Here is a 19,836-nt window from a genome sequence, read left to right on the forward strand (position 1 = left end):
AGGACAGAGGCCGTAGTTATCACTGGCGTGTTCGCACCCGAGAGGGAGAGTGGTCCGCACGGTATCGGCGTGGAGTCGTTGTTGGCACAGCATGCTGTGACCACGTATAGGAGAGTGAACCCTTTCGCCACCGTGTAACCTGCGCCTTGGAATCTATTTAGAAGATCAGATATCTGAGTTTTTGGGTAGGAGCTTGCTCACGAAGTCAGTCTGACAGCTGGCCAGGATTATGGCTGAGTACATATCCATCGCTGCGGTAACGGCTACTTAGGGTTCCGCCCTGACGGCGGGTCACTTTTGGAAGAGCCGGGAGCCGGACCAGCCAAAAGTAACCAAAAGCGCTTTGCCCCACCACTTGGTGCCTCGCTTAGGCTCGGCATGCCCTCACTCCGGCATTGCTCCGTGGGCCGCCGCGAAGGGCCATCCATGGCCCAGCGCGGCTATCCCGGCATCCATGCCGGGATGCCCACTGCGCAATGCCTGCGTTCGGCCATCGTGGTTAACGGGGCGCCCGAGATCAACGTCCACGCCGAGGCGGCCTAGTAGCCGACCTGGCTCGTCCGGTCGTACTCCGGTCCAATTGTGGGAGCGAGCTTGCTCGCGAAGGCGGTCTGATAGTTGGCCATGGATTCTGGGCAACCACATTTCCGTGGAAATTGAACCTATTCGCTATCGTGCAGCCTTGACCTGGAATTTGTTGTAGAAAATCAAGTGCTTGCGTTTTGTTTGATAGGAGCTTGCTCCCGCTCGGTTGCGCAGCGACCGCCCAAGGGGCCTGCTTCGCAGTTCAGCGGGAGCAAGCTCCCTCGCCACAACAGCGTTCATCTCCTGCCGCAGTGCCTCACCTCGGCTGCTTATGGCGCTCATACCATGCCAGGGTGGGTTGGGTCGTGACACCATGGACCAAAATACTCAAGGCCACCACCGACAGGGTGAGGTTGATGCACAGTTGCGCCACCGCCGGCTGCAGGTCATGGTTCAAGGCGAAAAACAGATAAAACAGACTGCCGATCCCGCGGATGCCGAACCAGCCGATCAGTAGCCGTTGCGGTCCGTCGAGCAGCCGCCCCCAGGGTAACGCCAGCACACTCAACGGGCGGATGACGGCAAACAGCAGGGCACCGATCGCCAAGGCCCGCCAGTCCCAATGGTTGGCCAACACCACGCCGAGCAGGGTCACCAGGAACACTTCCATCGACCGCTCCACCAGGCTGCCGAACGCGAGCATGTCGCTCATCATGACCCCAGCGGCCAATTGACCATCGTCCAGCGACTCGGTATCGCCCAGGACGGCCTGCTGGGGCTCGACGGTTTCGTGACCTACCACCGGTTGCACCAGGTGTTCTGCCGGCAGCGCCGCTTCATCGGTGGACTTGACCTCGGCCTGGCGCAGCCCCAGGCCGGCGGCGAATACAGAGAGAAAGCCGTAGCCCTGGATCCACTCGGCCACGACGTAGGCCAGGGCAATCAGTGCCAGGGCCAGGTAGTCATTGGGCGACAGCGTGCTGTCGGCATTCTTGATGCGCATCGACAAGGTCAGCTTGCCAATCCCGCGGCCCATCCAGTAGCCAACCAGCAAACCGGCCGGCACCGCCCAGAGGACGTTACGCAACAGCCATTCACCGAGAAAACCGCTGCCGTCGTCGCGCAGCATCAACAGGCCGAGGATCACAAAGGGAAACGCGGTGCCGTCGTTCAGTCCCGCTTCGCCCGACAGGCCGAAACGCACCCGGTCGTTATCCCGCGCATCGTTGACCTGCACCAACGCCGCCAATACCGGATCGGTGGGGGCCAATATCGCGCCGATCAGCATCGACACGCCCCAACTGAGGCCGAACAGATAATGCAATGCCAGGCACAGGCCGGCAATGCTCAGGATCATCACCGGTCCGGCCAGCCCAAAGGCCACGCGCCAGGTACGGTTCTTGAGGGGCAGGCGCAACTTGAGGCCGCTGACGAACAACGAAAACACCACCGCGACCTCGGTGAGGTGTTCCATCCAGACCGACGAGTCGCTGATGTCCAGCTTCAGCACGTCCAACCCCATCGGCCCGATGGCAACGCCCAGCACCAGGCACATCGCCGAGGTGGTGACCGGCATCCAGCGCAGATAGGAGGAGGTCAGGGCCAGGGTCAGCAACACCGCACCGAGCACCGCTACCCATACCGTGAAAGTCATCGTTGCTCCTTGGATAGCAAGGGAGCCAGTTACAACACCCTGTAGGACCGCCAAGCACAATTCTGTGGCGAGGGGATTTAGCGAAACGTCGCACCGCCCCGCTGTGGGAGCAAAGCTTGCTCGCGATGCAGGAGCCTCGGTTCCAGAGAGACCGCGTTGTTTTTATCGCGGGCAAGCCTTGCTCCCACAGATAAATCCCCTCGCCACAAGGGTGTTCACTTGCTGGTATTGGCGCACTTGTCACTCATTCGAGGGCTGGAACGAAACGAGGGTTCCCCTCGTGAACGGACAACCCGTTTATCCGCCTGCCTTTCAACCCAACGGAATTTTTCGCCGTTGCCGGCGCTCTGCAACAGAAGAGACGTTCTGATTCAGCGTCCGCCGAGAACCCACGAGGCCCTTATGACTGCGCTGACACCCCTTCAATCCCGGCCGGCCACCGTCCAGGCTGTCACCCATAACGGACACGTGCGCCAATGCTATGAACGACTGTTCCAGGGCCCCGATGACGCCGACAAGCAAGCCGTCGCCCAAGCGTTCCTCCAGCAATGCATCGCAAAGGCTGCGGCGCTCCCCCAAGAGGTGCCCGATGACCCCATGGCGCTGCAGGCCTGGGTCGAGCAGCACAGCGCCGGTGTGGCCCGGCAATACGCTGACTACCTGGAGCGGCGCAAAAATGGCGGTGCGCGGGAATTCTTCAGCGGCAGGGCCCACGCCCTGTACTTCCTGCAGGCGGTGGCGCCGACCAAACGGGTCGACGGCGCCTGGCTGTATGGCGTGGTCAAGCACTGGCACGACCACCGTTTCGAAGGGCTGCTGTGCACCTACCTGGAAGAACTGGGGGACGGTCATCCCGGGCAAAACCATGTGGTGCTCTATCGCAAATTGCTCGCCGAACACGACCTGTCGGATGCCCCGGACATCGACGATGACCTTTATCTGCAAGGTGCCGTGCAACTGGCCTTGGGTTATGCCGGTGACGAATACCTGCCAGAGGTCATCGGCTACAACCTGGGCTATGAACAATTGCCCTTGCATCTGTTGATCAGCGCCTATGAGCTGAGCGAACTGGACATCGATCCCTACTATTTCACCCTTCACGTCACCATCGACAACGCCAGCACCGGCCACGCCCATAAGGCCGTGCAGGCATTGCTGCAACTGATGCCGATGGAAGCGGACCGTGAAGCTTTCTGGCACCGAGTCACATTGGGCTATCGCCTCAACGACCTGGGGCAGGGCAGCCGGGACATCATCGCCTCGTTCGACCTGGAGCGCGAAGTGCTGGACATGCTGGAACGCAAACGCCCGTTCGGCCAGCACATGCATTCCGATTACTGCAAGTTCGAAGGCAAGACCGTCAACCAGTGGCTTGCGGTGCCAGGCCAGTTGGAAGGGTTCTTGGCGGCAATGCAGAACAAAGGCTGGATCAAACGCCATGAAGACCCGCAGAACAGCCGCTTCTGGGCGCTGATCGACGGGGCCGGCGCGGCCATGTTCGGCGTGTTCAGCCCCTACGAAAAGCAGTTGCTGCACGATTGGATTGCCGGTGACTGGCTGGACCAGGGCACGAAGTCCGGCGCCCGGCGTGGTCCGGGTGCGGCGTGCGAGCCCACAACGCCGATGGATGATCCCGATGTGCAAAGCCTGCAACAGGCACTGCAAGGCCGCATGCCCGACGCGCAGATGCAGGTTCTGATGCCCTGGCTCTGTGCCCGTTGCCATAGCCATCCGGCCGGGCTGTTGGCGACTCGCCGCTTCATCGAACTCAAATCCGCACTTCGCTAGGGAGCCCTGCATGAATGAGGAAGAACGCCTGTCCGAACCGGACCTTGCGCTGTTGCAACTGGGCCGTCGCCTGCAAGCCGACGGCTACCGTTTCATTACCCCGACGCCGTTGACCCACGAGCGGGTCAATCAGCGGCCTGGCAATGAACGCGCCAAGACCTTGCGGGACGTGTTCGGCTGGTCACGGCCGTTTGCACCGGGGCTGATCAGCACCGACGAACAGCGGCAACTGCAAGACGCCCAGGTGCTGGAAGCACACGACGGCCTGTTGCGTAGCCGGGTGCGCTGGTCGAGCCTGGATGGCTTGCTGTTCGCGCATTCGCAGTTCCCCACCCAGGCCTCCGATGCGGTGTTTTTCGGCCCTGACAGCTACCGCTTTGCCCAACTGATCCATACTCATCTGCAACAGAACTTCACGGCGGTGCATCGCGCCGTGGACATCGGTTGTGGCGCCGGCGTCGGTGCGATCGTGATTGCCCGCGCCCGGCGTGAAGCGCAAGTGCTGGCGGTGGACATCAACCCGCAAGCCTTGCGCCTGAGTGCTGTGAACGCCGCGCTGGCCGAGGTGGGCAATGTCGAGGTCGCTCGCAGCGACGTGCTGCAGGACGTGCCAGGCAACTTTGACCTGATCGTCGCCAACCCGCCGTACATGGCTGATCCATCCGAGCGCGCCTATCGCCATGGCGGCGGCGCGCTGGGCGCGGGGCTGTCGTTGCGCATCGTCGAACAGGCCTTGCCCCGGCTCACACCGGGCGGCTCGCTGGTGCTCTACACCGGCGTGGCGATGGTGGATGGGCGCGACCCGTTCCTGGAAGCGCTGGGCCGATGGCGTGACTCGGCGGATTTCGGCTGGACCTACAAGGAATTGGACCCGGACGTGTTTGGTGAGGAATTGCTGACGCCGGGTTATCAGGACGTGGAAAGGATCGCCGTGGTGGCGTTGGTTGTAACCCGCATTGGCGCAGGTATCGGCGGGGCTATCGGAGGGATTATCGATGAACAGGCGCATGAAATTCGGCATTGAAGAGGAGTATTTCATCACCGATCTGCAAACCCGTTGCATGCCGGGTGAGCCACCCGCGGAGGCTGTTGCCGCGTGCCAGGCCGAGCTGGGCAAGCATTTCGCCCATGAAATGTTCCTGTGCCAGGTCGAGATGGCATCGCCCATCTTTCGCAGCCTGTCCGAGGCCGCCGACTACCTGAGCCAGGTGCGTACGGGCTTGAACCAGCGGTTGGCACCGTATGGCCTGGGTCTGCTCAGCGCCGGTTCACACCCGATGACGACCCAAGTGCTGCAGCCGACCGACGAGCTGCATTTCCAGCAACTGTTCGATGATTACCAGCGGGTGGCGCGGCGCAGCGTGCTGTCTGGCCTGCATATCCATGTGGAAGTTCCGGCCACCCAGGATCGGGTGCGGGTCATGAATGAGATCCTGCCCTGGTTGCCGATGTTCCTGGCCCTGAGCGCTTCATCGCCGTTCTGGAACGGTGGCTACAGTGGCTTCAGCAGCTACCGACAAGTGGCCTGCGATGAATGGCCGCGCATGGGCGTACCGGAATTTTTCGAAGACGAGTCGGCGTTCGCCCGCTACGTCGACATGCTCATGCGTACCGGGTCCATTCGCCAACCCAGCGATTGCTGGTGGGTGATACGGCCTTCCTCACGTTATCCCACGCTGGAACTGCGCATTTGTGACGCCTGTCCTCGGGTCGACGACGTCCTCTGCCTGGCCTCGCTGTTTCGCCTGATGGTGGCCCATGCCGTGGCGCAGCGCCGGCCTGGCGCCCACTACAACCAGATGTCCCAATGGGTCCTCAAGGAAAATCGCTGGCGGGCCAAGCGTCACGGGATTCTCGCGGAGTTTATCGTCGAGGGGCAGGAGCAGCCGATGCTGATCGGTGAATGGTTGACGCTAGCCGAGCAAACCTTCGGTGAGACCGCAGCAGAGCTGGGCGTCCAGGACGTGTTCAAGCAGGTGCGCCGCAGGGTGCAGGAAGGCACCAGCGCCGACCGGCAAATCGTCCTCTTCGAACAGGGGCTGCTGCTGGGCGATTCCGTCGAGCAGGCCTTGTGCCGCGTGGTCGATCAATTACTCGCGGAAACCGCCGGGCTGCCGGTCGCTGATCCGGCGTTGCAACAGGTGGCAGGTGGTGCATGAGCCGCAAGACCCTGGATGACTACAACCGCATGCGCGACTTCGCCGCCACCCCGGAGCCGGCGGCAAAGCGCTCGCGCAAATCGGCAAGAAGCGCCCATGCCTTGCAGTTCTGTATTCAAAAACACGACGCTTCGCGGCTGCATTACGACTTTCGGCTGGAGCTGGACGGTGCGCTCAAGAGTTGGGCGGTGCCCAAGGGCCCCTCCCTGGACCCGAAAGCCAAGCGCCTGGCGGTGCATGTCGAAGACCATCCGCTGGATTACGCCACGTTCGAAGGCAACATCCCCGAGGGTCATTACGGCGCCGGTGACGTTATCGTCTGGGACCGGGGCGTCTGGATTCCCCAGGATGATCCCCATGAGGCCTATGAAAAAGGCCGGCTCAAGTTCGAGCTGCAAGGTGAAAAGCTCAGCGGCCTGTGGAACCTGGTGCGCACCCACATGCCCGGCAAGCAGGAGCAGTGGTTCCTGATCAAGCATCAGGACCAGGCCGCCCGGCCCGAGAGCGAATACGACGTGGTCCAGGCCGAGCCGGACAGCGTGCTCAGCGATCGCACCCTCGTGCCTAAGCGCCGCGGCAAGGCCGCTACCGCCAAAGCGGTGAAACAAGCGGAAAAAGCCGTCCAGCCGAAATCGCCGAAACGCCCCTCGAAAACCACCCTAAGCGGTGCGGTCACAGGACCATTGCCGGAAACCCTCAAGCCGGAACTGGCAACGCTGGTGGACAGCGCGCCCGACGGCGATTGGCTCTATGAGATCAAGTTCGACGGTTACCGGGTCATGGCGCGCATTGAAAGCGGCGATGTAAAGCTGCTCACCCGCAACGGCCATGATTGGACCCATAAATTGCCAAGACAGGCTGAAGCCTTGGCCGCGCTGGGCTTGGAATCGGCCTGGCTTGACGGCGAGATGGTCGTTGCCAACGACCAGGGCGTGCCGGACTTCCAGGCCTTGCAAAATGCCTTTGAGGCCGGCAGCAGCGGCAAGATCGCCTATTACCTGTTCGACATGCCTTACCTTAACGGCATGGATTTGCGCAAAGTGCCGGTGCAAGAGCGCCGGGCGGCATTGGCCGCAGTGCTGGAGCCCAACGAAAGTCCCTTGCTGCGGTTTTCCGATGCTTTCGAGGAAACCCCCGAAGCGTTGCTCAACAGCGCCTGCCAGATGCGGATGGAAGGGTTGATCGGCAAGCGCATCGGCAGTGCCTATGTGTCCAGGCGCAGCAACGACTGGATCAAGCTCAAGTGCAAGAATCGCCAGGAGTTCGTGGTGGTGGGCTTCAGCGAGCCCAAGGGCGCTCGCAGCGCCTTCGGTGCCTTGCTGCTGGGGCTGCATGACGCCGACAGCGGCCAGTTACGCTACGCCGGCAAGGTCGGCACCGGGTTCAACGAAACCACCCTTAAAAGCATCTACCAGCAACTGCTGCCCCTGGAGACGAAAAAGCCCGCCGTGGTGAATCCGCCCACCGGTTACGAAGCCAAGGGCGTGCACTGGCTCGAACCGACGCTGTTGGCCGAAGTGGCCTTTGCCGAGATGACCAAGGAAGGTTCGGTGCGCCATGCGGTCTTCCATGGCTTGCGCGACGACAAGCCGGCCAAGGACATCACCCAGGAGCTGGCCAAGCCCGTGAAAAAAACCACCGCAGCGAAGAAAACCCGGGGCAAATCTGAACCAGACGTGGTATCGCCCATGGACGGCAAGGTCCGCATCACCCACCCGGAGCGGGTCATTGACGCCAGCAGCGGCACCACCAAGCTGCAACTGGCCGAGTACTACGCCAGCGTGGCCGAGTTCATCCTGCCGGAACTGGCTGATCGCCCGGTGGCCTTGGTCAGGGCGCCGGATGGCATCGCCGGGGAGCTGTTCTTCCAGAAGAACGCCGAGCGCCTGGCGATTCCCGGCATCAGCCGTCTGGACAAGGAACTGACCGGGCAGCCGGTGATGATCATCAACAACGCCGAGGCGCTGATCGGCGCGGTGCAGATGAGCACGGTGGAACTGCACACCTGGAATGCCACCTCGGTCGATCTGGACAAGCCTGACCGCTTCGTCCTCGACCTTGACCCGGACCCGGCCTTGCCTTGGAAAAGCATGGTCGAGGCGACGCAGCTCACGCTATCGGTGCTCGATGAGCTGGGGCTCAAGGCGTTTCTCAAGACCAGCGGTGGCAAGGGCATCCATGTGGTGGTGCCGCTGACGCGCAAACTGGGTTGGGACGAGGTCAAGGGGTTCAGCCATGCGATTGTCAGTCACATGGCCAAGCTGCTGCCGGACCGTTTCTCGGCAGTGTCCGGGCCGAAGAACCGGGTAGGGCGGATCTTCATCGATTATCTGCGTAATGGGTTGGGCGCCACCACCATCTGTGCCTACGCGGCCCGGACTCGGGAAGGGTTGCCGGTTTCGGTGCCGATTTTTCGCGAGGAAGTGGCTGAACTCAAGGGCGCGAATCTTTGGAATGTGCGCAATGTTCATGAGCGGCTGGCGGAAGTTGGGCATGAGCCTTGGGCTGGGCTGAAGACAACTCGGCAGAGTATTACTGCTGAGATGCGACGACGCATCGGCATGAAGAAGACCGTGAAGTCACGTATTTGAGGGGGGTGTGCATATCCATTGCTGCGGTAACGGATATGCCCACCGGCCTACCTACGCCCCCCGCCAATCACTGTTGTTTCGATCCCCCGCCAATCTGCCAGACATACGGCGGTTCCGTGCCGTTGATTTCCCAATCACCAATAATGCGCTCCTTGTAGATCAGCGGATTGTGCGAAGCGGCGGTGCGGGCGTTGCGCCAGTGGCGGTCGAGGGCCTTGCTGGTGCTGGTGGCCGAGGCACCAAGGGCATTGAACAGCTCGCTGGTGGCGCGTAGCACCAGGTCGGAGATGACCACCTGGGCCTGGGCCGATTCCAGTTCGGCGGCGATGTTGGCGGCGTGTTCGGTCGCGTCGTTCTGACTGAATCGGCTTTCGTAGGCGCGTTGGGAGGCGCTCGCGGCTCGCAGGGCAGTGGCTTGGGCGGCATAGACCTGGGCCGAGGCCCTGCCGACGACCTGTTGCACCTGCACGTCCTGGCTCACTTCGCTGGCATTGCCGGTGCTGAAGACTCGCGTGCGTTTGCGCACTTGCTCGGTAATGTCATGAACCGCCGCGCGGCCGGCGCCGGTCAGCACGGCGAGCAAGACCAGTTGATAAAACGCGGTCTGGTATTTGAAGCGAGTAGAGAAGTCGATGAGATTTTCCGCCTCGACCAACGCATTCTCGAACAGCGACGTGCCGCTGCCGGTAGTGCGTTGGCCAAAACCGTCCCAGTCATCGCTTTGCTTGACGCCCGGCTGGTGCACGCGCACGGCGGCAATCACGTCGGTGCCGTTGTCGTCGCGCTGGGCATACACGTCGATCCAGTCGGCGAAGATACTGCCGGTGCTGTAGTACTTGGTGCCGTTGACCACCCATTGATCGCCTTGCCGGGAAACCCGAGTAACGACGTCGCCGATTTTCACCGCGCCGACTTCCGTCCAGGCGTTGCCCACCAGTTCACCCTCGACGAAGCGCTTGAACCAGATGTCTTGTGGGCTGCTGGCGTGGGCGTTGAGACGGTCCTCGACAAATGCAAAGTGCCCGCGCAGCGCCTGGGGCAGGTTGGAATCGGCTTCGGCCAGTTCGATCAGCAGTTGCAACAGCTGCGGCAACGAAGCCCCGGCGCCGCCATATTCGACCGGTACGCGAATGGCTCCAAAGCCTGCTTCCTTCAGCCATTTCACCTGTTCAAAAGGCAAGCTGCGCGTCTGCTCACGCTCCAGGGCGCCGGCCTGGATGCGCGCAAAGATCGGCCGAAAGCGTTCGGCCAAGGGCTCATAGTCGGTGCCGGTGGACAGGATCGGTGGCAGGTGTTGTTGCTGTGCGGTCATGGTGAGGTTCCTTCTTATGACGAATAGGTGGGCAGGGGAGAAACCTGCCGGTGCCAGCGGCTATTGCACAGTCCGTGCCCGAGCCCAGACGCCCGTAAATACGGGGCTTGTACAGCGTTCATCAGCGCAGGGGCTGTCCTTGCCGAGGACAATCTGTTGCACAACTGTGTGCCCGGCAACAGTTGCTGCCACACACATCGACGCGGCGAATGTTCGTCAGGCAACAGTGGATCAACAGCTTGTCCGTCAAGCGACAGTGACATGATCCGACAAAGCTCCTAACGCATTGATTAATAAATGAATATTCAACTGGCACGGTTGCTGCTCTACACCTTGTGCAGACGCTGAGGTGGCGTCTCCAGGCATGGGGTAAGCGATGAGCAAGCAATTCAAAGTGGTGGCGGTGTCAGGCAGCGTGCAGCACCCGTCACGCACGCAGGTCCTGCTCCAGGCATTGGTCGACAGGCTCGCGCAGCAACTGCCGATCGAGCTGCGTGTAATCGAACTGGCCAAGGTCGGCCCCCAGTTCGCCGGGGTCTTGCGTCGCGAGGCGTTGCCGGCTGCCGTGCAGGATGACCTGCAGGCCATTGAGTCGGCTGATCTGTTGATTGCCGCCAGCCCGGTGTATCGGGCCTCGTACACCGGCCTGTTCAAGCACCTGTTCGATTTTGTCCATCACGAAGCCCTCAAGAATGTACCGGTGCTGCTGGCCGCGACGGGGGGCTCGGATCGCCATGCCTTGATCATCGATCACCAACTGCGGCCCCTGTTCGGCTTCTTCCAGGCCCTGAGCCTGCCGGTGGGGGTCTATGCCAGCGAAACCGATTTCAGCCAATACCAGATCTCCAGCGCACAGGTACTGGAGCGTATCGAGCGCGCCGTCGAGTCGGCGTTGCTGAGCCTGGTCCCGAGCGTTCGACGCGACGCCAGTGCCGCCTGATCAATTTCTTCTTTCAAAACGAGCCGTGGAGTACATGCAATGAGCCAGGACACGATCAAATTTGCCTACTGGGTGCCCAACGTCAGTGGCGGGCTGGTGGTCAGCAAAATCGAGCAACGCACCGACTGGGGCATCGACTACAACCGCAAGCTGGCCCAGATCGCTGAAGCGGCCGGCTTCGACTACGCCCTGTCCCAGGTGCGCTTTACCGCCGGTTACGGCGCCGAATACCAGCACGAGTCCGTAGCGTTCAGTCATGCCTTGCTGGCCGCCACCACGCGCCTGAAAGTCATCGCCGCAGTGTTGCCTGGGCCGTGGACGCCGTCGGTGTTGGCCAAGCAGATCGCAACCATCGATCACCTGACCGGCGGCCGGGTGGCGGTTAACATCGTGTCAGGCTGGTTCAAGGGCGAGTTCACCGCCATTGGCGAGCCATGGTTGGAACACGATGAGCGCTATCGCCGTTCCGAAGAATTCATCACCGCCCTCAAGGGCATCTGGACCACCGACAACTTCACCTTGCGCGGTGACTTCTACCGCTTCCACGACTACACCCTCAAGCCAAAACCCCTGCAGCAGCACCCGGAGATATTCCAGGGCGGCAGCTCGCGGGCGGCGCGGGACATGGCGGCCCGGGTGTCGGATTGGTACTTCACCAACGGCAATACCGTGGAAGGCGTCAAGGCGCAGATCGATGACCTCCAGGCGAAAGCCGCGGCCAACAACCACAAGGTCAAGGTCGGCGTAAATGCCTTTGTCATTGCCCGCGACACCGAAGAAGAGGCGCGTGCGGTCCTTGCCCAGATCATCGACCAGGCCGATCCCGAGGCCGTCAATGCCTTTGGCGATGCGGCGAAGCAGGCCGGCAAGTCCAGCCCGGAAGGCGAGGGCAACTGGGCCAAGTCCAGCTTCGAGGACCTGGTGCAGTACAACGATGGCTTCAAGACCAACCTGATCGGCACACCGCAGCAGATCGCCGAACGCATCGTCGCGCTGAAGGCCGTGGGTGTGGATCTGGTGCTCGCCGGCTTTCTGCACTTCCAGGAAGAAGTCGAGTATTTCGGCCGTAAGGTCCTGCCGCTGGTGCGTGAGCTGGAGCAACGCAAAGTGGCAGCCAAAACGGCGGCGGTCGCTTAGGCGCGGGAGGCAGCATGGGCACGTTCACTGACACTTTCGACGCGGCACCGGCCAGCTTGCCCCAGTGGTTGCAGCAACAGGCGCATCGGCATGGCGCGGATGTCGCGCTGCGCCATAAGCACCTGGGTGTCTGGCAGGAGCGGAGCTGGGCGCAAGTGGCCGAGGAGGTGCTCCGTTTGGCGAGTGCCCTGCAAGCCCGCGGTTTTTCAGCGGGCGCGACCCTGACGATCATCAGCCGACCCCGGCCGCAGGCGCTGCTTGCAGCATTGGCTGCACAATGGTTGGGTGGTGTGGCGAGCATGTTCGACCCGCTGGAAGCAGCGGCCGAACAGGTGCCACGGCTCGGCGCGTTGCAGCCGGATTTCGTCCTGGTCGAAGGCCTGGAGGAAATGCTGCGTCTGCGTGCGGCGCAGGTGGCTGCACCTGTGCTGGTTTATCTCGACAAGCGTGGCCTGGCCGATTCGACGCCATTCGTTCAAGCGCTGGATTACGCCGCGCTGGTTGCCGAGCAGCCAACCAATGAACGGGCACCGCAAGGGCGAGTGCTGCAAACGGCCTTTGTGTTTTATCGCGGGGCTGGGCAGGCGATTGAAGAGCAACGCGTCAGCCACGCCGAGCTGCTGCAGGAGGGCCAGCGGTTGCTGACGCGCGAAGGCCTGGGACGGCAGGAAGAGGCATTGGCCGCACGGGCGTTCGCCTCGGGCGGACAAGCCCGCTATCTGCTGGCGCCTTGGTTGATAGCCGGTTTTCGCCTGAATTTTCCAGAAAACCTGGCGACCCGTGATCGCGACCGCCGCGAGCTGGGCCCGACGCTGGTGGCCGGAACGCGAGAAACCTATGAGCGTTTGTACCGTTATGCGCTGGAGCGTTTGCCGGCGCCGGGCAGCTGGTCGCGTGGGCTGGTGGACTGGGCGTTAGCGGCCCATCCCGACGCCTTGCAACGGCATCTGGGTGACTGGCTGGTGCGCCGGCCTTTGCGCGATGTGCTGGGGTTCTCCCGGACCCGCGCACCGCTGCTGGTGGGCGATGCGTTGTCGCCCGAAACCCAGGCGTTTTTCCAGGCATTGGGTATCAGGGTTCGCCAGTGGGGCGATGCGGCCCACTGGGAAGCGCCGACGCATCTCGTGCAGCAAACCACCGATGACTGGACCGGGCGCCAGTCGCAATTGGCCTGAGAGGAGACGCGCCATGACCGAGACGGCCACCGCGCATTTGCTGGAGCTGGAGCATATTTCACTGTCATTCAAAGGCGTCAAAGCGGTCACGGACATCAGCTTTCGTGTCGCCACCGCAGAGATCTGCGCCTTGATCGGCCCCAACGGTGCCGGCAAGAGCTCGCTGCTGAATGTCATCAGCGGCGTGTACCAGGCCCAGGAGGGGCACATCCGTTTTGATCGACAGGAGCGGCGCCGGATGCGCCCCCACGATGTGGCGGTACGCGGTATCGCTCGCACGTTCCAGAACATTGCGCTGTTCAAGGGCATGAGCGTGCTCGACAACGTGCTCACCGGACGCAACCTCAAGCGGCGCAGCACTTGGATCGAGCAGGCGCTGCGCATCGGTCGCGCTCGGGCCGAGGATGACCGCCAGCGCGAAGCGGCCGAGCGCGTTATCGCGTTCCTGCACTTGCAGCCTTGGCGCGACACCCTGGTGGGTACGTTGCCCTACGGCTTGCAGAAACGCGTGGAGCTGGCCCGGGCGCTGGCGGCGGAGCCTCGGCTGTTGCTGCTGGACGAACCCATGGCCGGAATGAACGCCGACGAGAAGCAGCAGATGAGCCGCTTCATCGTCGATATCAATCGTGAACTGGGCACCACCGTGGTGTTGATCGAGCACGATATCGGCGTGGTCATGGACATCAGCGACCACGTGGTGGTGCTCGATTACGGTCGCAAGATCGGCGACGGCTCGCCCGAAGACGTACGGCAGAACCCCGAGGTGATTTCGGCCTACCTGGGCACTCGCCACTGACACTGGATATTCGACGCCTTCGCGCTGGGCTCTGTAGGAGCTGGCGAAGGCTCGGGCCGCGTTCGGACGATCTTTTGACTTTTCGCTTGAGACTCAAGTGTCTGGGAAAAGATCGCAGCCTCGCTGCGCTCGACAGCTCCTACCGCGCAGCCCAGCGGGAGCAATCTGGCCACAGGATCCTCGTTTGTATTAGCTGAACAGCATTAGGAACAGGCATGGAATTTTTCTTTGAAGTATTGATTGGCGGTTTGTTGGCAGGGGTGATGTACGCCTTGGTGGCCATCGGTTTTGTGCTGATCTACAAGGCCTCCGGGGTGTTCAATTTCGCCCAGGGCGCGATGGTGCTGTTTTCGGCGCTGACCTTTGTCAGCCTGCTGGAGCGCGGCGTGCCGTTCTGGCTGGCGTTCCTCATCAGCCTGACGGCCATGGTACTGATCGCCGTGGCGGTGGAGCGGGTGGTGCTACGCCCTTTGGTCAACCGTTCGCCGATCACGTTGTTCATGGCCACCCTCGGGCTGTCCTACGTCATCGAAGGCTTCGCCCAGGCGCTGTGGGGCGCCCAGGTGCATGGCCTGGAGCTGGGCATCAGCGACGAACCGCTGGCGCTGGGCGGGATGTTGTTGTCGCAGTTCGACATTTTTGCCGCGTTGACGGCGGCGGTCCTGGTGCTGCTGCTGTCCTGGCTGTTCAACAAGACCCGGCTCGGATTGTCGTTGCGGGCGGTGGCCGATGACCCGCTGGCGGCACTGGCCGTGGGCATCCGCTTGCAGCGAGTGTGGGTGGTGGTGTGGGCGGTGGCAGGGTTTGTCGGGTTGGTCGCCGGACTGCTCTGGGGCGCTCGCCTCGGTGTGCAGTTCTCGCTCTCGCTGGTGGTGCTCAAGGCCTTGCCGGTGCTGATCATCGGCGGCTTCACCTCCATCAGCGGCGCGATTGTCGGCGGCTTGATCATCGGCGCCTCGGAGAAGCTGGCGGAGGTTTATCTCGGGCCCTTCATCGGCAGCGGCATCGAGAACTGGTTTCCCTATGTGCTGGCGCTGCTGTTTTTGCTGGTGCGTCCGGCGGGGCTGTTTGGCGAACGGGCCATCGAACGGGTTTAGGGGAGCGCATGATGTTTTATCGAGAAGCAGGCCAGTTCAACATCCGCTATGCCCAGGACCGTCGGGTCTTCGCGCTGCGCCAGGACCGTCACGGGCTGGTCGCGTTGCTGCTGTTTGCCTTTGTCGTGGTGCCCTGGCTGGGCAATGACTACTGGTTCAGCGCGATCCTGATTCCGTTCCTGGTGCTGTCCCTGGCCGGGTTGGGGCTCAATTTGCTCACGGGTTATGCCGGGCAACTGTCCCTCGGTTCTGCGGCGTTCATGGCGGTGGGCGCCTTTGCCACTTACAACCTCGAAGTACGGGTCGCCGGTTTGCCGCTGTTGGTCAGTATCGCCCTGGGCGGATTGGCGGCGGCGTTGGTGGCGGTGCTGTTCGGCCTGCCGAGTTTGCGCATCAAGGGCTTCTACCTGCTGGTCTCGACCCTGGCGGCGCAGTTCTTCGTGACCTGGGCGCTGACCCGGTTCAGTTGGTTTTCCAATAACAGCGCCTCGGGCGTGATCAGCACGCCGCGCCTGGAGGTATTGGGGGTGAACCTCGACGCGCCGGCCGGCCGCTATCTGCTGACCCTGAGCGTGGTGGTAGCGCTGTTCTGGCTGGGCAAGAACCTGGTGCGCAGCGAGTTGGGGCGCAACTGGATGGCGGTGCGCGACATGGACACCGCCGCCGCGGTCATCGGCATTGCGTTGGCAAAAACCAAGTTGCTGGCGTTCGCCATCAGCGGTTTTTTCCTCGGGGTGGCCGGCGCGCTCTGGGCCTTCGCTTACCTGGGCACGGTGGAGCCCCACGGGTTCGACCTCAATCGGTCGTTCCAGATTCTGTTCATCATCATTATCGGCGGCCTCGGCAGCCTGCTGGGCAACTTCCTCGGCGCGGCCTTCATCGTGCTGTTTCCGGTGTTGCTCTCGAACCTGGTGTCGCTGCTGCCCGGCGGGCTGATTGACGCCGGCCAGGTGGAGAACCTGCAGAAGATGATATTCGGCGCCCTGATCATTTTGTTCCTGATCAAGGAGCCAGAGGGCCTTGCGCGCCTCTGGCAGAGATTTCGCCAGCGCGCACGGCTGTGGCCATTGCGCTACTGAGCGATGCGCACAGCGCGGGTTTGCAGTTCCATTTTGTTGGCTTACCTATGGCTTCATAACAAGGAAAATCCGATGTTCAAACGATCATTCGCCAGCAGCCTGGCACTGGCCCTGAGCCTCACCGCCGCGGCCTTCACCGTCCAGGCGGACAACGAACAATACTTCCCGCTGCAAAGCTATCGCGTCGGCCCTTATGCGGCCGGCGGCACCGGTTTTTTCGGCGGTTTTATCGACTACCTCAAGTACGTCAACGCCAATGGCGGCGTGAATGGCGTCAAGTTGACCTGGAGCGAGTGCGAGACCGAATACGTGGTCGAAAAAGGCGTCGAGTGCTACGAGCGCCTGAAGAAAGGCTTGAACGGCGCGCCAGCGGCGGCCACCAACCCACTGTCGGTGGGTATTGCCTACGCCACCCTGGAGCGCTCGACCGCCGACAAACTGCCGCTGATCACCATCAACCACGGTCGCACGGACTCCACCGACGGCAGCGTGTTTCCCTATGTCTTCCCGTTGCAGTTGAACCCGTATTCCGAAGTGTCGGCGATCATCAACTACATCGGCCAGAGGGCCGGGGGGTTGGACAAGCTCAAGGGCTTGAAGATCGTCACCCTGTATCACGGCTCGCCCTACGGCAAGGAAACCAACGAGGTGCTGCAAACCCTGGCCGCCAAGTACGGTTTTGCGCTGACCTTGCTGGAGGTGCCGCACCCGGGCAACGAGCAACAATCGCAATGGCTGAATATCCGTCGGGAAAAACCTGATTGGGTGATCCTGCGCGGTTGGGGCGTGATGAACCCGGTGGCGCTGAAAACCGCGCAGAAAGTCGGTTTCCCGGCCGACCACATCATCGGCAACATCTGGAGCAATTCCGAGGATGACGCCGCGCCGGCCGGTGCTGCGGCCAAGGGTTTCATCGCCATCACCACGCACCCTTCGGGCACCGATTTCCCGGTGTTGCAGGGCATCAAGAAACAAGTGGTCGACGCCGGCCATGGCGACCTGGCCGACCCCAAGCGTTTCGGCACGGTGTATTACAACCTCGGCGTGGTCAACGGCATTCTCAACGTAGAAGCGCTGCGCATCGCCCAGCAGAAATTCGGCAAGCAACCCCTGACGGGGGAGCAGGTGCGTTGGGGCTTCGAGAACCTCAAGCTCGACGATGCACGACTCAAGGAACTGGGGGCGTTGGGCCTGGTGCAGCCGTTGCAGTTGTCGTGCTCGGACCATGAAGGCGGTGGTGCGGTGCGCTTCCAGCAATGGGACGGTACGCAGTGGAAGCTGATCAGTGACTGGGTGCAGGCTGACCGCGCCTTGCTGCGACCGATCATCGAAGCGTCTTCGCACCAGTACGCCCGGGAAAAAGGCATTACCCCGCGTGATTGCAGCAAGGAATCCTGAGGCGTCACGGCGACCGGGCGGGCGTGTCCGGTCGCTACTTGAAAAAGGCGAAACAGCATGACGACGAACGTGCCGATCCTGCAGATCGACGATATTGAAGTCCTCTACGAACAGACCATCCTGGCCGTGCGCAGCGTGTCGCTGGAGGTCGCAAAAGGGCAGGTCGTGGTGCTGCTGGGCGCCAACGGCGCGGGTAAAAGCACCACTTTGAAAGCGGCCTCCAACCTGGTACGCGCCGAACGGGGCGAAGTGGTGCGGGGGCGGATCGTCTACCAGGGACGGGAGGTGACCCACAGCGCCCCGCACACCTTGGCGGCGAACGGCTTGGTGCAAGTGCTCGAAGGGCGGCATTGTTTTGCCCAGTTGACCGTGGAGGAGAACCTCTTGGCCGGTGCCTTGGCGCGTCAGGTGCCGCGGCGCCAGTTATTGGCTGAGCTGGAGTTGGTCTATGGCCATTTTCCCCGCCTGAAATTGCGGCGCAAAAGCCTGGCCGGCTACACCTCGGGCGGCGAGCAACAGATGATCGCGATAGGCCGTGCACTGATGGCCAAGCCGCAACTGGTCTTGCTCGACGAGCCGTCGATGGGCCTGGCGCCGCAGATCGTCGAGGAAATCTTCGAGATCGTGCGCCAACTCAATCAGCGCGATGGCGTCAGTTTCCTGATTGCCGAACAGAACATCAACGTCGCCCTGCGCTATGCCCACTATGGTTACGTGTTGGAAAACGGTCGTGTGGTCAGCGAAGGCAGCGCCGAACAACTGGCGGCTCGCGGCGATCTGCAGGATTTCTACCTGGGCGCACGGGCGAGGGAGCTTGCTGTTCCATGATCATTCCCACGCTCCTGCGTGGGAGTGTCGCCAGGGACGCTCCGCGTTCCGCTTTTGGCGTGTGACGCAGAGCGTCACGGGATGCATTCCCACGCGGAGCGTGGGAACGATCAAAGCCAGTTATCGAGGTGTATCAGGTGCATGTCATCCGTTTCATGGGGGGGCGCTGCGCACCCCAGCGGGAGCAAGCTCCCTCGCCACAGAGGTGTGGGCTCAGGTCGACAGGTTGACCACCCGACCATCGCGCGTGTCCAGTGCCGGGCGGCGTCGATTGACCACCAGTTCGCCGATCCTGATCAACAACGTGCGGGTGACATTGCGGCTCAGGCCCAACAGGCTGGCGGTGTGGACCTGATTGCAGTTGGCGTAGCGGTAGGCGGTGCGCAGCAACTCGGCCTCGACCTTTTCATACAGGTCGCCATGCTCTTGCTCGAGCAGTTTCTCGAAGGCTTTCTGCAACAGCGCCTCTGCGCTTTGAGGGGCCGACTCCTGCGAGTTGTCCTGGCGTTCGATACGGAAGTTCGACAGGTGCAGGTCCTGCACGCCGATCACGTTGTTGCGGCAAATCAACAGGGTGTGGTGGATGACATTTTCCAGCTCGCGGATATTCCCCGGCCAGGAATAGTCGAGCAATTTGCGCTGTGCCTGGGCATCCAGCGTCACCTCGCCGTGCCCGAGCCTGCGGCTGTACTCGGCAATGAAGTGGCGGATCAGCGGCAGGATGTCACCGGGGCGTTCGCGCAGCGGCTTGAGCACCAGGCTGACCACGTTCAGACGGTAATAGAGGTCTTCACGAAAGTGCCCGGCATTGATGGCTTTTTCCAGTTGCACGTTGGTGGCCGCCAACACGCGCACATTGATCTTGATGCTCTTGCGCGAACCCAGCCGGACCACCTCGCGCTCCTGTAGCACCCGGAGCAACTTGACCTGGATCGGCAACGGCAAATCACCGATTTCATCCAGGAACAGCGTGCCGCCGTCCGCTTCCTCGAACCAGCCGGCCTTGGCCGTCAACGCGCCGGTAAAGGCGCCTTTTTCATGGCCGAACAGCTCGGCCTCCACCAGGGTCTCGGAAAACGCCCCGCAGTTGACCGCAACAAACGGTTTGTGGCGACGGGCGCTGAGGTTGTGTACGTGGCGCGCCACCAGTTCCTTGCCGGTCCCGGTCTGGCCGATGATCAACACGCTGGCGTCACTGGGCGCGACTTGCTGCAAGTGAGCCAGCAAAGCGCGGGAGGTGGGGTCTTCGAAGACCTGGGCCGTGGCACGAATCGAGGTGGCCAGGCCGGGGGAGGGAGGAAGCGTTAGAAGCTGCATGACGGTGGCCCGTTAATGAGATTGCCGTGACTGAAAATGG

General features: G+C 62.2%; 16 protein-coding genes. 13 read left to right on the plus strand and 3 right to left on the minus strand.

The window, feature by feature from the left end; genetic code table 11:
• Positions 1-402 precede the first annotated feature (402 nt).
• The gene (locus B0E42_RS31200) at positions 403-543 is read left to right on the plus strand and encodes a hypothetical protein (RefSeq protein WP_168188535.1); all 141 of its coding nucleotides are present in this window, start codon (positions 403-405) and stop codon (positions 541-543) included.
• Positions 544-841: 298 nt separating this feature from the next.
• On the opposite strand, the gene B0E42_RS22345 is transcribed toward B0E42_RS31200, so the two are convergent.
• On the minus strand, positions 842-2,179 hold the full coding sequence (locus tag B0E42_RS22345; RefSeq protein ID WP_077507471.1) for a sodium:proton antiporter: 1,338 nt from the start codon (positions 2,177-2,179) through the stop codon (positions 842-844).
• Positions 2,180-2,581: 402 nt separating this feature from the next.
• Here B0E42_RS22345 and B0E42_RS22350 point away from each other — a divergent pair, with 402 nt between their 5' ends.
• From B0E42_RS22350 to ligD, 4 genes are read left to right on the plus strand one after another with little or no spacing between them, the layout of a single operon-like run.
• On the plus strand, positions 2,582-3,967 hold the full coding sequence (locus B0E42_RS22350) for an iron-containing redox enzyme family protein (RefSeq protein WP_077507474.1): 1,386 nt from the start codon (positions 2,582-2,584) through the stop codon (positions 3,965-3,967).
• A 10-nt stretch (positions 3,968-3,977) separates the two neighbouring features.
• On the plus strand, positions 3,978-4,991 hold the full coding sequence (locus B0E42_RS22355) for a class I SAM-dependent methyltransferase (protein WP_077507477.1): 1,014 nt from the start codon (positions 3,978-3,980) through the stop codon (positions 4,989-4,991).
• On the plus strand, positions 4,963-6,126 hold the full coding sequence (locus tag B0E42_RS22360; protein WP_024619215.1) for a carboxylate-amine ligase: 1,164 nt from the start codon (positions 4,963-4,965) through the stop codon (positions 6,124-6,126). The genes B0E42_RS22355 and B0E42_RS22360 overlap by 29 nt, the downstream gene beginning before the upstream one ends.
• Complete coding sequence (ligD, locus tag B0E42_RS22365) at positions 6,123-8,717, plus strand: DNA ligase D (RefSeq protein ID WP_077507480.1); 2,595 nt, start codon at positions 6,123-6,125, stop codon at positions 8,715-8,717. The genes B0E42_RS22360 and ligD overlap by 4 nt, the downstream gene beginning before the upstream one ends.
• Positions 8,718-8,784: 67 nt before the next feature.
• On the opposite strand, the gene B0E42_RS22370 is transcribed toward ligD, so the two are convergent.
• Positions 8,785-10,029, minus strand: a complete 1,245-nt coding sequence (locus B0E42_RS22370; RefSeq protein WP_018601940.1) for an acyl-CoA dehydrogenase family protein — start codon at positions 10,027-10,029, stop codon at positions 8,785-8,787.
• A 376-nt stretch (positions 10,030-10,405) separates the two neighbouring features.
• Here B0E42_RS22370 and msuE point away from each other — a divergent pair, with 376 nt between their 5' ends.
• From msuE to B0E42_RS22410, 8 genes are all read left to right on the plus strand, one after another.
• Entirely contained in the window at positions 10,406-10,969 is a 564-nt protein-coding gene (msuE, locus tag B0E42_RS22375) for an FMN reductase (protein ID WP_077507483.1), read from the plus strand.
• Between the two features lie 39 nt (positions 10,970-11,008).
• Positions 11,009-12,106, plus strand: a complete 1,098-nt coding sequence (gene sfnG, locus B0E42_RS22380) for a dimethylsulfone monooxygenase SfnG (RefSeq protein WP_027911753.1) — start codon at positions 11,009-11,011, stop codon at positions 12,104-12,106.
• Between the two features lie 14 nt (positions 12,107-12,120).
• The gene (locus B0E42_RS22385) at positions 12,121-13,281 is read left to right on the plus strand and encodes an AMP-binding protein (protein ID WP_077507485.1); all 1,161 of its coding nucleotides are present in this window, start codon (positions 12,121-12,123) and stop codon (positions 13,279-13,281) included.
• Between the two features lie 13 nt (positions 13,282-13,294).
• Complete coding sequence (locus tag B0E42_RS22390; protein WP_077507488.1) at positions 13,295-14,077, plus strand: ABC transporter ATP-binding protein; 783 nt, start codon at positions 13,295-13,297, stop codon at positions 14,075-14,077.
• A gap of 215 nt (positions 14,078-14,292) precedes the next feature.
• Positions 14,293-15,174 carry a branched-chain amino acid ABC transporter permease gene (locus tag B0E42_RS22395; RefSeq protein WP_077507491.1) on the plus strand — a complete coding sequence of 294 codons (882 nt, stop codon included), beginning with the start codon at positions 14,293-14,295 and terminating at the stop codon, positions 15,172-15,174.
• 11 nt (positions 15,175-15,185) lie between these two features.
• Positions 15,186-16,253 (plus strand): branched-chain amino acid ABC transporter permease, encoded by a 1,068-nt coding sequence (locus B0E42_RS22400; protein ID WP_077507494.1) that lies wholly within the window; start codon positions 15,186-15,188, stop codon positions 16,251-16,253.
• 72 nt (positions 16,254-16,325) lie between these two features.
• Positions 16,326-17,651, plus strand: coding sequence for an ABC transporter substrate-binding protein (locus B0E42_RS22405; protein WP_053179702.1), 1,326 nt, complete (start codon positions 16,326-16,328; stop codon positions 17,649-17,651).
• A 57-nt stretch (positions 17,652-17,708) separates the two neighbouring features.
• Positions 17,709-18,479, plus strand: coding sequence for an ABC transporter ATP-binding protein (locus B0E42_RS22410; protein WP_077507497.1), 771 nt, complete (start codon positions 17,709-17,711; stop codon positions 18,477-18,479).
• Positions 18,480-18,692: 213 nt separating this feature from the next.
• Here B0E42_RS22410 and B0E42_RS22415 read toward each other — a convergent pair whose 3' ends face one another.
• On the minus strand, positions 18,693-19,796 hold the full coding sequence (locus tag B0E42_RS22415; protein WP_077507500.1) for a sigma-54-dependent Fis family transcriptional regulator: 1,104 nt from the start codon (positions 19,794-19,796) through the stop codon (positions 18,693-18,695).
• Between the last annotated feature and the right edge of the window lie 40 nt (positions 19,797-19,836).

It is taken from the genome of Pseudomonas sp. A25(2017) (genome assembly GCF_002001065.1).
GTDB lineage: Bacteria > Pseudomonadota > Gammaproteobacteria > Pseudomonadales > Pseudomonadaceae > Aquipseudomonas > Aquipseudomonas kilonensis.

Coding starts and splice junctions, on each gene's coding strand:
- B0E42_RS22350 (WP_077507474.1), top strand. CDS start 2,582: ATGACTGCGCTGACACCCCTTCAATCCCGGCCGGCCACCGTCCAGGCT.
- ligD (WP_077507480.1), top strand. CDS start 6,123: ATGAGCCGCAAGACCCTGGATGACTACAACCGCATGCGCGACTTCGCC.
- B0E42_RS22370 (WP_018601940.1), bottom strand. CDS start 10,029: ATGACCGCACAGCAACAACACCTGCCACCGATCCTGTCCACCGGCACC.
- B0E42_RS22390 (WP_077507488.1), top strand. CDS start 13,295: ATGACCGAGACGGCCACCGCGCATTTGCTGGAGCTGGAGCATATTTCA.
- B0E42_RS22400 (WP_077507494.1), top strand. CDS start 15,186: ATGTTTTATCGAGAAGCAGGCCAGTTCAACATCCGCTATGCCCAGGAC.
- msuE (WP_077507483.1), top strand. CDS start 10,406: ATGAGCAAGCAATTCAAAGTGGTGGCGGTGTCAGGCAGCGTGCAGCAC.
- B0E42_RS22360 (WP_024619215.1), top strand. CDS start 4,963: ATGAACAGGCGCATGAAATTCGGCATTGAAGAGGAGTATTTCATCACC.
- B0E42_RS22345 (WP_077507471.1), bottom strand. CDS start 2,179: ATGACTTTCACGGTATGGGTAGCGGTGCTCGGTGCGGTGTTGCTGACC.
- sfnG (WP_027911753.1), top strand. CDS start 11,009: ATGAGCCAGGACACGATCAAATTTGCCTACTGGGTGCCCAACGTCAGT.
- B0E42_RS22385 (WP_077507485.1), top strand. CDS start 12,121: ATGGGCACGTTCACTGACACTTTCGACGCGGCACCGGCCAGCTTGCCC.
- B0E42_RS22395 (WP_077507491.1), top strand. CDS start 14,293: ATGGAATTTTTCTTTGAAGTATTGATTGGCGGTTTGTTGGCAGGGGTG.
- B0E42_RS22355 (WP_077507477.1), top strand. CDS start 3,978: ATGAATGAGGAAGAACGCCTGTCCGAACCGGACCTTGCGCTGTTGCAA.
- B0E42_RS22410 (WP_077507497.1), top strand. CDS start 17,709: ATGACGACGAACGTGCCGATCCTGCAGATCGACGATATTGAAGTCCTC.
- B0E42_RS22405 (WP_053179702.1), top strand. CDS start 16,326: ATGTTCAAACGATCATTCGCCAGCAGCCTGGCACTGGCCCTGAGCCTC.
- B0E42_RS22415 (WP_077507500.1), bottom strand. CDS start 19,796: ATGCAGCTTCTAACGCTTCCTCCCTCCCCCGGCCTGGCCACCTCGATT.